This is a genomic window from Paraburkholderia sp. SEWSISQ10-3 4 (genome assembly GCF_030464785.1).
Taxonomy (GTDB): Bacteria; Pseudomonadota; Gammaproteobacteria; order Burkholderiales; family Burkholderiaceae; genus Paraburkholderia; species Paraburkholderia aspalathi.
On record NZ_JALPRI010000003.1, the window covers coordinates 55,247 to 69,299 of the forward strand.

At 61.1% G+C, this 14,053-nt stretch carries 14 protein-coding genes; 6 read left to right on the forward strand and 8 right to left on the reverse strand.

The annotated features are described in order from the left end of the window. Window positions 1-20 precede the first annotated feature (20 nt). A complete protein-coding gene (locus M0D68_RS08790) occupies window positions 21-617 on the forward strand; it encodes a TetR/AcrR family transcriptional regulator (RefSeq protein WP_200653169.1) in 597 nt (198 codons plus the stop codon). A gap of 14 nt (window positions 618-631) precedes the next feature. Here M0D68_RS08790 and hutC read toward each other — a convergent pair whose 3' ends face one another. The 7 genes from hutC to M0D68_RS08825 all read right to left on the reverse strand — a co-directional run bounded on the left by hutC (window position 632) and on the right by M0D68_RS08825 (window position 7,376). After that, window positions 632-1,384: a histidine utilization repressor gene (gene hutC, locus M0D68_RS08795; RefSeq protein WP_200621261.1), complete on the reverse strand. Its 753-nt coding sequence runs from the start codon at window positions 1,382-1,384 to the stop codon at window positions 632-634. Between the two features lie 50 nt (window positions 1,385-1,434). Beyond that, window positions 1,435-2,574, reverse strand: coding sequence for a histidinol-phosphate transaminase (hisC, locus tag M0D68_RS08800; protein ID WP_200653168.1), 1,140 nt, complete (start codon window positions 2,572-2,574; stop codon window positions 1,435-1,437). Then, the gene (locus M0D68_RS08805; RefSeq protein WP_200653167.1) at window positions 2,571-3,425 is read right to left on the reverse strand and encodes a phytanoyl-CoA dioxygenase family protein; all 855 of its coding nucleotides are present in this window, start codon (window positions 3,423-3,425) and stop codon (window positions 2,571-2,573) included. Before M0D68_RS08805 ends, hisC begins: the two co-directional genes overlap by 4 nt. Before the next feature lie 38 nt (window positions 3,426-3,463). Next, window positions 3,464-4,258, reverse strand: a complete 795-nt coding sequence (locus tag M0D68_RS08810; protein ID WP_234486978.1) for an amino acid ABC transporter ATP-binding protein — start codon at window positions 4,256-4,258, stop codon at window positions 3,464-3,466. Continuing rightward, window positions 4,248-5,030: an amino acid ABC transporter permease gene (locus M0D68_RS08815; RefSeq protein ID WP_200621258.1), complete on the reverse strand. Its 783-nt coding sequence runs from the start codon at window positions 5,028-5,030 to the stop codon at window positions 4,248-4,250. The genes M0D68_RS08810 and M0D68_RS08815 overlap by 11 nt, the downstream gene beginning before the upstream one ends. After that, entirely contained in the window at window positions 4,997-5,848 is an 852-nt protein-coding gene (locus tag M0D68_RS08820; protein WP_200621257.1) for an ABC transporter substrate-binding protein, read from the reverse strand. Before M0D68_RS08820 ends, M0D68_RS08815 begins: the two co-directional genes overlap by 34 nt. Window positions 5,849-6,188: 340 nt before the next feature. After that, complete coding sequence (locus M0D68_RS08825; protein WP_200653166.1) at window positions 6,189-7,376, reverse strand: FAD-binding oxidoreductase; 1,188 nt, start codon at window positions 7,374-7,376, stop codon at window positions 6,189-6,191. A gap of 186 nt (window positions 7,377-7,562) precedes the next feature. On the opposite strand from M0D68_RS08825, the gene M0D68_RS08830 reads away from it, so the two are divergent. Further along, window positions 7,563-8,528, forward strand: coding sequence for a LysR family transcriptional regulator (locus tag M0D68_RS08830; RefSeq protein ID WP_266224202.1), 966 nt, complete (start codon window positions 7,563-7,565; stop codon window positions 8,526-8,528). Between the two features lie 258 nt (window positions 8,529-8,786). Here the strand turns inward: M0D68_RS08830 and M0D68_RS08835 are convergent, their stop codons facing one another. Further along, window positions 8,787-9,392, reverse strand: a complete 606-nt coding sequence (locus M0D68_RS08835; RefSeq protein ID WP_200621255.1) for a helix-turn-helix domain-containing protein — start codon at window positions 9,390-9,392, stop codon at window positions 8,787-8,789. Window positions 9,393-9,615: 223 nt separating this feature from the next. Here M0D68_RS08835 and glnT point away from each other — a divergent pair, with 223 nt between their 5' ends. Genes glnT through M0D68_RS08855 form a run of 4 tightly spaced genes read left to right on the forward strand, consistent with a single transcriptional unit; the run spans window position 9,616 to window position 13,988 of the window. Further along, complete coding sequence (gene glnT, locus M0D68_RS08840) at window positions 9,616-11,004, forward strand: type III glutamate--ammonia ligase (protein WP_211704156.1); 1,389 nt, start codon at window positions 9,616-9,618, stop codon at window positions 11,002-11,004. Between the two features lie 11 nt (window positions 11,005-11,015). Continuing rightward, on the forward strand, window positions 11,016-11,924 hold the full coding sequence (locus tag M0D68_RS08845) for a glutamine amidotransferase family protein (RefSeq protein ID WP_200621254.1): 909 nt from the start codon (window positions 11,016-11,018) through the stop codon (window positions 11,922-11,924). Next, on the forward strand, window positions 11,912-12,601 hold the full coding sequence (locus M0D68_RS08850; protein ID WP_200653165.1) for a protein glxC: 690 nt from the start codon (window positions 11,912-11,914) through the stop codon (window positions 12,599-12,601). The genes M0D68_RS08845 and M0D68_RS08850 overlap by 13 nt, the downstream gene beginning before the upstream one ends. A gap of 25 nt (window positions 12,602-12,626) precedes the next feature. Beyond that, window positions 12,627-13,988 carry an FMN-binding glutamate synthase family protein gene (locus tag M0D68_RS08855; RefSeq protein WP_266224203.1) on the forward strand — a complete coding sequence of 454 codons (1,362 nt, stop codon included), beginning with the start codon at window positions 12,627-12,629 and terminating at the stop codon, window positions 13,986-13,988. Window positions 13,989-14,053 lie beyond the last annotated feature (65 nt).

Consider the following 14,053-nt stretch of genomic DNA (forward strand, 5'->3'; position numbering starts at 1 on the left):
GCGCGATGGCTGGAGTAAGCATGGTCCGACCACGGGAATTCGACGAAAATGCGGTCCTCGATGCAGCCGCCCACCAGTTCTGGGTCTATGGCTACGAGGCGACTTCTGTGCGGGATCTTGCGCAGTGCATGGGTATTACGGGGGCGAGCCTCTACAACGCGTTCGGAGATAAACGTTCGCTGTTTCAGCGGGCGCTGACCCACTACATAGAAAATAGCTTCGGCGACCGGGTGTCGAGATTCGAGCGGAGCCTGCCGCCTCTTGATGCCATCAAGGCATTCTTTCGGGAGATCGTCGAGCGATCGGTCAGCGACAGGGATCGTAAGGGATGTCTGCTGGTGAATTCGGCACTTGAGGTTGCACCGCACGACGCCGGTTTCCAGACGATGATCGCCAATGTGCTGGTGGCGGTAGAAGCGTTTTTCCGGCGCTGTGTGCACGCGGGTCAGCAGGCTGGCGAGATTTCGACTGCCCAGTCTGCGGACGATCTTGCGCGCTTGCTGCTAGGACTCCATCTCGGCATACGGGTGCTTGCCCGGACAAGGCCGGAACGTGCGCTCTTGGAGGGCGTTGTACGGCCGGCGCTGGCGCTTCTCGAGCCCAACAAACTCGACTGACGCCTGCATGCGCTTCAGCGGCCTCTCGCCAACCCCTGGCTCGGCATCGAATTCGGTTTGAAGCGCGAACCGAGCCGATACCGCTTGCCGGGATGCACGAAGTGGGCGAGTGTGACCGGCGTGCCGCCGGTCCACGTGCGCCGCGTCAGCATCAAGCAAGGCTCGTCGGTTCGCATCTCGAGCAGCGCTGCCTGTTCAGGCGTCGGCAAACAGGCGTCGACGATATGCTCGATTTCCAGTTCGTAGTGGGACACGTTGTTGTAGAGATACTGCGATGGCGGCTCGGCCGTGAAATCCTGCGTGAGGAAATCCGGCGCGGCGGCGGGGTTCACATACCGGTCTTCGAACTGAATGGGCCGCCCGTTTTCCAGATGTACGCAGGTCAGATGAAACACCGGCGTATTCCTCGGCAGCCCGAACGCCGCGGCGACCTCGACCGAAGCGGCTTCGCGCACCAGCGTAATGACCTTGCAGGCATACTCGTGCCCTCGCGAGCGAATCTCATCGCGAATATGAGCGATCATCAGCAGGTTCGACTGCGGTTTGCCTTCGGCGACAAACGTGCCGACGCCGGCCACGCGTTCGAGTTCACCCTCGGCGGTCAGTTCGCGCAATGCGCGATTGACCGTCATGCGTGCGACCCCGAACGCCGTCGCCAGATCGATCTCCGACGGGATGCGCTCGCCAACGCCCCATTCGCCTGCACGAACCTTGTCGCGTACAACGGCCTTGATCTGCTGAAACGGCGCACCGGGTTTTTGAGCCATATGTACTACCCTTCGATTCCGAATTGAGCGACACCGATTCTATTACGCTTTCAGTCTCGCCCAAGCGCCGCGAACAGCGCGCGCAGAAACATATCATTTTCCTCTTCGGTACCGACGGTCACGCGGACAAGGTCGTCCAGTTCGTATGCGCCGAGCGGCCGGACCACGATGCCGGCTTGTAGCAGCCGTTGGGCCACCGTTTTTGCGTCGTTCAGGCCAATCGCAATGAAGTTCGCGTGTGTAGGGATGAACGGAATGCCCTGACGCTCCAGCGCCTGGGTGATTTGCGCAATGCCTGCACGATTCAGACTCTGCGTGCGTTGCAGAAACGCGCGATCGGCGAGCGCCGCCAGTGCCGCGCGCTGCGCGAGTGCATTGACGCTGAACGTCGGGCGGATTCGAGCAATGGCATCGACAAGATCGGGATGCATGATGCCGTAACCGACTCGCAGCGACGCTAACCCGTATGCCTTCGAAAACGTTCGCGCGACGACCAGTTGCGGATAACGCGCAAGCAGTGAAATCGAATCGGGGCGCAGCGTGGGATCGACGTAGTCGATATACGCTTCATCGAGTACCACGAGCGTATCGGGGCCGACCGAATCCAGAATGACTTCGATCTCTGTCGGGGACAGCAACGTACCCGTTGGATTGTTGGGGTTGCAGATGTAGACGAGGCGCGTTGCGGGGGTCAACGCCGCGCGCATCGCGGCAGGATCGTGACGGTAATCGGACGCCGGTACTTCGATTGCGGTGGCGCCGCGCGCCTTGATACTGATCGGATAGGCCTGAAATGCGTACTGCGAATAGAGGCCGGCGGTGCCGGCACGCAGACTCAACGCGGCGCACAGATCGATCAGTTCGTGGGAACCGTTCGTCACCGCGATGTGGTTGGCCGGCACACCATGATAGCGGGCAAGCGCGTTACGCAGATCGAATGCATCGCTATCCGGATAGCGCGCGAGAGCGGTATCCGCGCCGCTGAACTGCTCGGCCAACGCTTGCGCGACATGTGGGCTGCAGCCGAGCGGATTTTCATTCGACGCCAGTTTGATGATGCGTGCAAGACCATATTCGCGCGCAACCGATTGCTCGGAGCGGCCCGGTACATAGAGCGGCAACGCACGGATATGTGCGGGCACCGGTGCGTTTCTCACGGCGTCGTCCAATTCGCTTTTCGCTTCGCTCATGCGCTCACCTGTCCCTGTTCTGCGCGCCACACTATCGGAAACAGCGGGTGCGCCATCGGCGCGCCTTCGGCTAGCGTCTCGCGCAGACCTGGAAACTCCGGCGATGTGCGCCACGGGCGTGGCTGGTGACGGATATCGTCGCCGATAAAGCGCAGCGAAAACGCGCGGCGCCGACGGTTACCACCAACGCCGCCCGAGGCATGCAACGTCAGCATATGAAAGCACACCATATCGCCGGGTTCGAGCTCCCAGCCAATGATCGGATACGCGTCGCGATTGCTTTCGATGTCGGGCAAATCGGTCAGGCTGCCTTCGGGAAACCACTTCGCCTCGTTGGCAATGAACGTGCGCGGCATCAGCCATGGCCCGCGATGCGAACCTGCGACAAATTCGAGTGTTGATGCTCGCGCGACCGGATCGACGGGAATCCACATGCTGACGTTCTGGTTGCCGGTGATGTTGTAGTACGGCTGGTCCTGGTGCCACGGCGTGCGCTGGCGCGTGTTGGGCTCCTTCACCAGCAGATGATCGTGATAGAAACGGGCCGCTTCGCCGCCCATCAACGCACCCGCAACGCTCGGCGCAGGCGACTCCATGATGAAACGACGATAACCGTCGTTATCCTGCCAGTTGCAGAAGTCTTCGAAAAACCAGCCTGGATCGTCCGGCCGGCTCGCCACTTTTGCACGCGGACTCGGTTGAGCGATGTTGTGGTCGATGGCCTCGCGCAACATCGCCAGTTCATCCTCGGAGAAAATGTTGCGAATACACACCGCGCCGTCGACGCGAAACGCCCGCACCAGATCGTCGGTCACCGCGCGCGCGACGCGCTGTTGAATGGTTTCAGACATCTCCGTTTCCTTTATATGTGATTGACGTTGCACGCTGCTCACCGCTCAACTGCCCGAATGAAATCGGCGATGCGGCTGTTTCCTGTTGCACCGAGAATCGAGTCAGGGGTGCCTGACTCCAGAATGACGCCGTCGGCGACAAAATGAATCGTGTCGGCGAGCTTGCGTGCGAACGCCATCTCATGGGTAACGATGGCAAGCGTCAAACCCGCATCGGCAAGGGTGCGAATCGTGTCGAGCACGCCCGCGACAAGCTCCGGATCGAGCGCCGAGGTCGGCTCGTCGAACAGGACGACTTTCGGTTTCATCGCCAGTGCCCGCGCAATCGCAACGCGCTGGCGCTGGCCGCCCGACAACTGGTCGGGGTAGTAGCCAAGGCGATTGCCCAGACCAACCTGATGCAGGATCGCCGAGGCCTCACTGATGACTTCGTCGCGTTGGCGACGCTGCACGTGGATCGGCCCTTCGATCACGTTTTCGAGCACGGTGCGATGAGCGAACAGATTGAATTGCTGAAACACCATGGGCATCTTGCGCCGTGCAATGCGCAGTTGCGCTTCCGGCTTCGTGCGAAACGTGGCGCCATCCTGATGACAAAGCCGTTCGCCGTCGAAATGAATTTCACCGCCGGTCGGCATGTCCAGAAAATTGATGCAACGGAGCAGCGTGGACTTGCCCCCGCCACTCGGACCGATGAAGAAACTGACCTCGCCGGGCCGGATACGCAGGTCGATGCCTTTGAGCACCTGTACCGCGCCGAATGATTTTTCGAGTGCGCGCACTTCGAGAATAGACGTTGAAGGATTCGCCGTCCCGTTCAGATCAGGTTTCAAGATTGGGCTCCGTGCTCGCCGCGCCGGCCTTGCTTGCGGGAATCTGTGTCGACACGCGCTTGCCGCCGCGGTGTACCGGGGTGAACTGCTGCTCGATCCATCGCACGCCGCGTGCGGCAGCAAAGCTCATCGCGAAGTAGATGATCGCCACCATCAGATAGACCTGCATGCTCATGAAGGTATCGGCGATCACAATCGTGCCGTGCCGGAGCAATTCGTTGACCGCGATGAACGACACCAAGGACGAATCCTTCAGCAACGAAATGAAATAGCCGCCGATCGTGGGGAGCGCAACCTTCAGCGCTTGCGGAAGAATCACCCGCCGGTAGATCATCGTGTGCGACATGCCGATGGTCAGCCCCGCTTCACGCTGACCGTTGTCTACCGCCTGGATCGCTGCGCGGAACACTTCCGAAAGATACGCGCCGAGGTTCAGCGCGAGGCCGAGCACGCCGGCCCAGAATCCCGGCAAGGTCAAGCCGACCTGCGGCAACGTGAAGTAGATCACCAGCAACTGAACCACCAGCGGTACGTCGCGCCAGATCTCGACATAAGCGCGCAGCAGCCAGTCGAGCCAGCGCCGTGACGACAGCCGGCCTAGCGCGACCGCGAGGCCGAGCGCAATCGCACACGTCATGCTGATGACCGACAGTTCGATCGTCACCCACGCGCCCTTCAGCAGAAACGGAAAGTAGCGCGGAATCAGCGTAAAGAAGAACTCGCTCATGATCGGTGCGATTACTTCGTCAGCACCGCTTGCTCCGGCGACCATGCACCGTACTTCGTCAGGATCTTCTGGCGCGTGCCGTCCTGATCCATCGATTGCAGCGCGCCATTGATCGCGGTGAGCAGATCGCTGCACTCTGCGCGCACCGCTGCGGCACTCGTGCCGAATTTATAGTTCGCCTTGTTCTCGGCGTCGACCCATTCGGGCTTCGGGTGGTAGTAGATCGGCTGACCGACAACGCGTAGGTTTTTCATCTTCTCGCGTTGGCCGAGCAGGGTGCCCTGATCGAGCAGCACCGCGTCGACCTGGCCGTTTTGCAACGCCATGAATGGCTCGCCGAACGAATTGAAGTCCATGACTTCGCCGATCTGGCCTTCGGTCGCGAGCCGGTGCGCGTTCACCGAATCGTTGGTGCCGAGTGTTGTGGCAACCTTCCGGTTCTTCAGATCTGCGAACGACTGGATCGGCGAATCGGTTTTGACAATGATTTCGTCGTAGAGCAGGAAGTAGGGCCGTGAGAAACGCACGTTGGCGCTCTGGATGCGCTCCTGCGTGGCCGACATCGATGAAAAGATGATGTCCCATCGCTTCGATTTCAGCCCGGGAATCAGCGTGCTCCATTCGGTGACGACGAAGTCCGTCTTCGGCACGCCGATGCGTTTGCCCACCTCCTTCAGCATATCGGCCTCGAACCCGCCGTAGCTGCCGTCTTCGTTTTGCCAGACGAAAGGGCGGGTACCCATCAGGCCGTTGCCCGCTGTCAGGACACCGCTCGACTTCACGTCGTCCAGACACCCCGCGGCGACTGGAAATGCGGAGCTGAACAGGACGGCGGCGGCACATAACGCGATCAGACGATTCATGGCGAACACTCCGTGCAGAAAGGGAACGGCTGGGGAAACGTTGTGCGCGTCCGCGATACCTCGATGAAATCCCTTCGCGATGCGGTCTAGACCGGACTATACTGCAACAAAAAAAATAGCCAAGCTTTTTTCGGCGTCGATAACGGAGGGAAAGTCGGCACCTGCACGTCAGGTTTGTGGCCTGAGTGCAAATCGGAGGGGGAGGGTGTGAACGTTCTTTCGGCGCTGGAATCGCGTTGCGCGATTAGCCGATCGCTCGTGGTGAGACGACGTGACGTATGTGCAACGCGATGCGCTGCCCGAATCCGATGGCGAGCGATTCAGAGATCGGGATTCGGAGTCAGGAGACTGCGCCCGAACCGTACTTGCCCACCAGCAGCTCGCCGCTGGCGAACCGGTCGAGCGCATAGGGTGAGAGAGAAACATCCGTGGGTAGACCGAGCGCATACTGCGCGAGGACCTTGCCGATGCCCGGTGACAGCTTGAAGCCGTGCCCCGAGAAGCCAAAGCCGACAATGAGTCCGTCGATATCGCCGACCTTGCCTAACACCGGATTCCAATCGGGCGTCACGTCGTACACACCGGTCCATGACGAAGCGAGACCAGCGGCCTCGTAAGCCGGAAAGCGTTCCACCACCTGAGCGCCGACTTCGGCAACATAGTCGAGCGAGATATCGCCCTGTTCGGTTTCCGGCGAGTTCAACGTTTCGCCGACCACACCTTCCGACACCAGCATCTGGCTGCCGCCGTAACTGCGGTAATAGAGCATGCCGTCCGAACCCAGGTCCTTGAACGCCGGCATCTTGAACGAGTAGGCGGCACCGTCGCACTCGAGCGCAAGCACCGTGTGTCGCTCCGGCTTGACCGGCAGCGGCACACCGATCCAGCCGGCGAGTTCCGACGTCCAGATGTTCTGCGTGCTGATCAGCGTGCCGCAGCTGAAGTTACCCGCGCTGGTTGCGACCCCGGTGATCCGGCGTCCTTCGCGCACGAGCCCCATAACCGTCACGCCTTCCATGATCTTGACACCGCGTCGGCGCGCAGAGCGGGCGAAGCCGGTCGCCACCAGATAGGCATCCGCAAAACCCGCCTCAGGTTCATAACCGATCAGCGCGGCGTCGTCGAAGTGCGCAATCGGCAGGCGCTCGTGCGCCTCAGCCTTGTCGAGCAGTTGCACTTCGATGCCCATATCCTGCTGCGCGGCGAGCGAGGCGCGCAGCGGCTCCAGCTTGTCGCCGTCGGGCGCGCAGATCAGATAGCCGCACTTGACGAGACCACAGGACGCTTCGTCGTCGCCGAGATAGTCAGCGAAATTATTGAATGCCCACCACGAAGAGCGCGCGAGTTCCACGTTCTGGCGCACCGAATAGTGCGTGCGCAACAGGCCGGACGACTGTGACGTGGTGCCCGCGCCGATCGTGCCTTGTTCGATAACCAGCACGCTTTGCGCGCCCAGTGCGGCGAGATGATGGGCGACCGACGCGCCGATGACGCCAGCGCCAATCACGATGAAATCGTAGTGGCTCATGTGGACCTCTGTATGGGCAATGAGGCGAATTCTAGGAAAACGTTGGCCGCGCCAATTTTGTATTAGGCAAACTTATGGCGAGCCAATGCAATTTCTCATCCTGTGCACCATGCCTGCGAACATCGGCACCGAGCCGCGCGTACCGCACAGGATGACCGGCATGTCACCCCGCGAGCGGAGCACTTCATGAGACGAACCCCGACCCCGATCGATCTGCGCGCGTTGCAGGCTTTTGTGGCTGTCTGCGACAGCGGCTCGATGACGGGCGCGGCGAAGCAGCTCGGCGTGAGCCAGAGCGCCATCAGCCAGTCGATTGCCGCGCTGGAGCGAGATCAGGGCCTGACGCTGTTCGATCGCGAGAGCCGTCCGCCGCGCCCGAATGTAGCGGGGCGCGCGTTGCTGGAGTTGGCAGGGCCGTTGATCGAACACGCGCAGATGGTGAGCGCGCGGATCGGCGATGCCTCGCATACCGGCAAGATGCCGGTGCGCCTGGGTTGCGTCGATTCGTTCGCGGCCACTGTCGGGCCGGAATTGATTCGTGCGGTGTCGAATTCAGAGCGGCAGATTTCGATGTGGTCCGGTCTCACGCCGGGCTTGAGCAAGCAGTTGCACGACCGCGAACTGGATATCACGATCTGCACGCAGACCACGCTGAACGACCCACGGATCGTCGAAGTGCCGCTGTTTTCCGAGGCATTCGTGGTGGTGGTTGCGCGCAGCCAGTTGAACGGACGCCGCAATATCGACTGGCGCACACTTGCGCTCGAGCTGCCGCTGATCCGCTATACGGCGCGCTCGGTGATCGGCCAGCAGATCGAACGTTTCGTGCGGCATCTGGGCATTAACAGTCCGCGGCGTTACGAGTTCGATGCGACCGATCCGCTGCTGAGTCTGGTGGCCGCGCGGGCGGGGTTCGCAATTTCGACGCCTTTGTGTCTGTGGCAGGCGCGGCACTATCTGGACGATATCGCGGTGATGCCGTTGCCGCCGAGCCGGCTCGGGCGGCGCGATTTTTTTCTGCTGCATCGCCAGGGCGAGTGGGAACAGTTCGCCGGCGACATCGTCATGCTGACGCGCGGCGTGCTGGACAACGCGATTCAACCGTCGCTCGCGCGGGCGCTACCCGATCTGCCGGACGATGCATTGCGCTGATTCAGGCGCCATAGCGCGCGTTTGTATAAGCGTTGCTTTTAACGCTGCTTAACCGCCCACCTCGTTTTTGTGCAAAGTCGCACCAGTCACAGCGACGATGTGCACCGGAGTCAGGCTGATGAACCTTTCAGCATCGAAATCAGGAACGACGCATGGCGCCCAAAGCGTTTATTGGTGGGAATCTTTGATTCACTCAGATAAACATGGCACAAACGTTGCATTGTTAAAGGCATTGACTGGGACGGCCGCGGCGAGCGATCAGTCAGCTGCACTCGATTGCGGATAGACAAAGATCGACAGGAATTGAATGGGCGTCTTGATGAGGCGTTCCGGACCGTGGGGTATCTCGCCCTGGAAAGTGAGCGTGTCGCCAGGATGAAGAATGTAGGTTTGCTGACCGTGACGGTATTCGATCACGCCCTTGAGCATGTGAATGAACTCGGTGCCCGGATGCTGAAACACGGGAAAGCGTTCGGCTTCGTCCTCCATCGTAATCAGGAAGGGTTCGAAAAGCTTACGAGGACCTTGGTCATAGGCAAGCAGGTGATAGGTGTGGCCGCTTTTGGTGCCCTTGCGAACCACTTCCATGCCACTGCCTTTTTTGACGAGCTGTGCACCGCCTTGTGGCACGTCGAAATTGCGAAACAGCATGGAGAGCGAAACGCCGAGCGCCTGTGCAATGCGGTTGAGGACCTCGAGACCTGCGGAAGTCTGCGCGTTTTCGATCTTCGAGAGCATGCCGCGGCTGATGCCGGCCTGAGCGGAAACCTGAGCGATGGTCAGACCGTGGCGCTGGCGTAATTCGCGAATGGTGTTGCCGAGATAGCGTTCAAGCGGCGTTTTATTATCTTCACCGATTTGCATGTAAGCCTCACGTAAAACGAAAGCGTAGCAGATTGCAGCGCTGAGTCACGCGCAAAGAGTTTCACAAAAAGAATCTTTGTTTCTCACCAATAAAATATCCGACCGATTGAAAACAGGCTCGAAGCGCGGCACAAGCGGCGTTCGGGAGCGTGTTGCGCAACCCGGTCACACGCGCTGCGTGTGGCTTTCCAAACCACGAAAGATGCAGTTGCAAGGAGTGGCGATGAACCTGAACGATGCGAGCAAGCTGCCGGTCAACGAGCTCGGATGCGTGCCCCGCTTCGGCTCGGCGGAAGAGGCGCAGGCATATCTGACGCAGCAGGGCGTGAAGTACGTGCTGGCGCAGTTTGTCGATATTCACGGCGTGGCCAAGGCGAAGTCGGTGCCGGTCAGTCATCTGAAGAGCGTGTTGACGGCGGGTGCCGGTTTCGCGGGGTTTGCGATCTGGGGAGTAGGGATCGAGCCGAACGGTCCCGACTATATGGCCGTCGGCGATCTGGCGACGCTCACGCCGGTGCCGTGGCAGCCGGGCCTGGCACGGATCGTCTGCGACGGTCATGTGGATGGCGAAGCATGGCAATACGATTCGCGCGTGACCTTGAAGAAACAGGTCGCACGGATGACCGAGCGCAGCTGGACGCTTTTCACAGGTCTGGAGCCGGAATTCTCGCTGCTGCGTCGTTCGGCGTCCGGCACGCTTGAGCCATGCGATCCGAGCGATACGCTCGCCAAGCCGTGCTACGACTACAAGGGACTCTCGCGTACGCGCGTCTTCCTGGAAACGCTCACCGAATCGATGCGCGCGGTCGGCATCGACGTCTATCAGATCGATCACGAAGACGCGAACGGTCAGTTCGAAATCAACTACACGTACACCGATTGCCTGACCTCGTGCGATCACTACGTGTTCTTCAAGATGGCCGCCTCCGAGATCGCCAATGAACTCGACATGATCTGCTCGTTCATGCCGAAGCCGTTCGCGAATCGTCCCGGCAATGGCATGCACATGCATATGTCGATAGGCGACGGCGAACGCAACCTGTTCTCCGACAAGAGCGACAAGCTCGGCATGGGCCTGTCCACGCTCGGCTATCAATTCACCGCTGGTTTGCTCGCGCACGCGCCCGCGCTGGCCGCGCTGTGCAATCCGACGGTGAACTCGTACAAGCGCCTCGTGGTTGGCCGCTCGCTGACAGGCGCAACGTGGGCGCCGGCCTACATCAGCTACGGCGACAACAACCGTTCGACGATGGTGCGCATGCCCGGCGAGCGCATCGAGTTGCGTTTGCCGGATGGCGCATGCAATCCGTATCTCGCGACGTCGGCTGTGATTGCCGCGGGGCTGGACGGCGTTGACCGTGGTTTGTCGCCGGGCGAACCGGCTAACGAGAATCTCTACGAGTGGTCGCCCGCGAAACTCTCCGAACACGGCATCGGCGTGCTGCCGCAAAACCTCGAGCAAGCACTCGACGCGCTGGAAAGCGACCGCGTGATCTGCGACGCGCTCGGCCCGGTTGCCGATGAATTCCTCAAGCTCAAACGGATGGAGTGGATCGAATACATGCGCCACGTTTCGGACTGGGAACTGAAGACCTACCTCGAATTCTTCTAAGGAGAAGCACCATGTGCGGAATTGTGGGCTTGCTGGTCAAGACGCCGGCATTGCGCGAACGGCTCGGCGAACTGATGGTGCCGATGCTGATCGGCATGACCGAGCGCGGACCGGATTCGGCGGGCCTCGCGGTGTTCGGCAAACAAGTCGACGCGAGCCAGCGAAAGCTGAGCATCTACGCGGGCTTCACCGACGAAGGCGCGGACTTCGCATGGCAACCGCTGCTGGACGCATTGAACGCGGCGATGGACGTGACCGCCCGTGTCGATGCGAAAGGCAATCATGCGGTACTGACGGTGCAAGGCAATGTCGAGCGCGTGAAGACGTGGCTGCGCGAGCGCTATCCAAAGCTGTATCTGCTGTCGAGCGGCCGCTCGATCGATCTGTACAAGGATATTGGCTCGCCGTCGCAAGTCGCCGAGCGTTATGACTTTGCGAACCTGAAAGGCTCGCACCTGGTCGGCCATACACGCATGGCGACCGAATCGGCGGTAACGCCCGACCGCGCGCATCCGTTCACGGCCGGCGATGATTTCTGCCTCGTCCACAACGGCTCGCTCTCGAATGCGCATGGCGTGCGCCGCAAGCTCGAACCGCAAGGCATTCACTTCGATACCGACAACGACACCGAAGCCGCCTGCCGCTTTCTCGAATGGCGGCTGCGCGAAGGCGACACGTTGCCGGTCGCCTTGCAGAAGGGTTTCGAAGAACTCGACGGCTTCTACACGTTCCTGATGGGCACCTCGACCGAACTTGCGCTGATTCGCGATCCGTTCGCGTGCAAGCCGGCGGTGGTCGCGGAAAACGACGACTACGTCGCGATCGCATCCGAGTTCCGCTCGCTCGCGCATCTGCCCGACATCAAGAACGCCAGGGTCTTCGAACCCGCACCTGAGGAGATGTATGTATGGAAAGCCTGACTTTCGATCTGGAGCGTACGACGGTCCGTGAGCTGAACCAGTTCCTGCACAAACCGGCGAGCGAACTGGAGGGTCAGGCGGTGACCATCGTCTCACCGAACGGCGCGCATAACCTCGCGGTTGGTGTGGATGCGCCGGTGCGAGTGACGATCGCCGGTCACGCCGGCTATTACGCAGGCGGCATGAACAAGCACGCGACGATCGAGATCGACGGCAGCGCGGGCACCGGCGTCGCGGAAAACATGATGAGCGGCAAAGTGCATGTGAAGGGTTTCGCGTCGAACGGCGCGGGCGCTTCGGCGCACGGCGGCCTGCTGGTGATCGACGGCGATGCGGGCCTGCGCTGCGGTATTTCGTTGAAGGGCGGCGACATCGTGGTGGGCGGCTCGGTAGGCAGCTTCTCAGCCTTCATGGCGCAGGCGGGTCGCATGGTGATCTGTGGCAATGCGGGTGATGCGCTCGGCGACTCGCTTTACGAAGCGGTGCTGTACGTGCGCGGCGACGTGAAATCGCTCGGCGCGGACGCACAGTACGAGCCGATGACGCAGACGGATATCGACGCGGTGCGCGCGCTGCTCTCCGCTGCCGGCATGGACCACGACCCGGCGTCGTTCAAACGGATCGCCTCCGCTCGCACGCTCTATCACTGGAACGCCGACGCGAACCAGGAATATTGAACACACGCTCTCTGAGAAGGCCCCCATGGAAGCCAAATCCGTTCAATTCGTCCGCTTGCAGCAGGAAGAGTCGCAAGGCTACGACCGCAAGACGATCGACTATATCCACTCCGCCGCGCAGCGCGGCCTCTACGAGATTCGTGGCCTGGGCGCGAAACGCCGTGTGCCGCATTTCGACGATCTGCTGTTTCTCGGCGCCTCGCTGTCGCGCTATCCGCTCGAAGGATACCGCGAGAAATGCGCGACGCAGACCGTGCTCGGCACGCGCTTCGCCACAAAGCCGGTGGTGCTGGATATTCCGATCACGATTGCCGGCATGAGCTTCGGCGCGCTCTCGGCGAACGTGAAAGAAGCGCTCGGGCAGGCTGCGACCGCGATGGGCACCTCGACCACCACCGGCGACGGCGGCATGACGCAGGAAGAGCGCCGCTCGTCGAAGACGCTGGTCTATCAGTGCCTGCCGTCGCGCTATGGCTTCAACCCGGACGACGTGCGCCGCGCCGATGCGATCGAAATCGTAATCGGCCAGGGCGCGAAACCGGGCGGCGGCGGCATGCTGCTCGGGCAGAAGGTCAATCCGCGTGTTGCCTCGATGCGCACCTTGCCGGCCGGTGTCGATCAGCGTTCGGCGAGCCGTCACCCGGACTGGACTGGCCCGGACGATCTGGCGATCAAGATTCAGGAACTGCGCGAAATCACCGATTGGGAAAAACCGATCTACGTGAAGGTCGGCGCAACCCGCACGTTCAACGACGTCAAGCTCGCGGTGCATGCGGGCGCGGACGTGGTGGTGATCGACGGGATGCAGGGCGGCACGGCGGCGACGCAGACCTGCTTCATCGAGAACGTCGGCATTCCGACGCTGGCCGCGGTTCGCCAGGCGGTGGACGCGCTCGAAGATCTGAATATGAAAGGCCAGGTGCAACTGATCGTCTCGGGCGGCATCCGCACCGGTGCCGACGTAGCGAAGGCACTGGCACTCGGCGCGGATGCGGTGGCGATCGGGCAGGGCATGCTGATGGCGCTCGGCTGCAACAGCGATACGTACTTTCAGAACGGCACATTGCATTCGGCGGAGGAGGACTACGCGGCGCTGAACACGTCGCCGGGTTTCTGCCATCACTGCCACACGGGCAAGTGCCCGGTCGGCGTGACCACCCAGGACGCGGTGCTCGAACAACGTGTGCAGCCCGATGAAGGTTCGCGCCGCGTGCGCAACTACCTGAAGACGCTGAACATGGAACTGACGACGATCGCGCGAGCGTGCGGCAAGCAGAACGTCCATCACCTCGAACCGGAGGATCTGGTCGCGTTGACGGTCGAGGCCGCGGCAATGGCGCGTATTCCGCTCGCGGGTACTTCGTGGATTCCTGGATGGACCCCATGAATTGAGTTGTTTTGAGATTTTTGACTGTGGAAAAGTTGAGTGCATTCAACCTTGATTCACCCCTC

Bases quoted from the DNA above. Each gene is read 5' to 3' on its own strand.
- M0D68_RS08790 (WP_200653169.1), top strand. From the start codon at position 21: ATGGTCCGACCACGGGAATTCGACGAAAATGCGGTCCTCGATGCAGCC.
- hutC (WP_200621261.1), bottom strand. From the start codon at position 1,384: ATGGCTCAAAAACCCGGTGCGCCGTTTCAGCAGATCAAGGCCGTTGTA.
- hisC (WP_200653168.1), bottom strand. From the start codon at position 2,574: ATGAGCGAAGCGAAAAGCGAATTGGACGACGCCGTGAGAAACGCACCG.
- M0D68_RS08805 (WP_200653167.1), bottom strand. From the start codon at position 3,425: ATGTCTGAAACCATTCAACAGCGCGTCGCGCGCGCGGTGACCGACGAT.
- M0D68_RS08815 (WP_200621258.1), bottom strand. From the start codon at position 5,030: ATGGTCGCCGGAGCAAGCGGTGCTGACGAAGTAATCGCACCGATCATG.
- M0D68_RS08820 (WP_200621257.1), bottom strand. From the start codon at position 5,848: ATGAATCGTCTGATCGCGTTATGTGCCGCCGCCGTCCTGTTCAGCTCC.
- M0D68_RS08825 (WP_200653166.1), bottom strand. From the start codon at position 7,376: ATGAGCCACTACGATTTCATCGTGATTGGCGCTGGCGTCATCGGCGCG.
- M0D68_RS08830 (WP_266224202.1), top strand. From the start codon at position 7,563: ATGAGACGAACCCCGACCCCGATCGATCTGCGCGCGTTGCAGGCTTTT.
- M0D68_RS08835 (WP_200621255.1), bottom strand. From the start codon at position 9,392: ATGCAAATCGGTGAAGATAATAAAACGCCGCTTGAACGCTATCTCGGC.
- glnT (WP_211704156.1), top strand. From the start codon at position 9,616: ATGAACCTGAACGATGCGAGCAAGCTGCCGGTCAACGAGCTCGGATGC.
- M0D68_RS08845 (WP_200621254.1), top strand. From the start codon at position 11,016: ATGTGCGGAATTGTGGGCTTGCTGGTCAAGACGCCGGCATTGCGCGAA.
- M0D68_RS08850 (WP_200653165.1), top strand. From the start codon at position 11,912: ATGGAAAGCCTGACTTTCGATCTGGAGCGTACGACGGTCCGTGAGCTG.
- M0D68_RS08855 (WP_266224203.1), top strand. From the start codon at position 12,627: ATGGAAGCCAAATCCGTTCAATTCGTCCGCTTGCAGCAGGAAGAGTCG.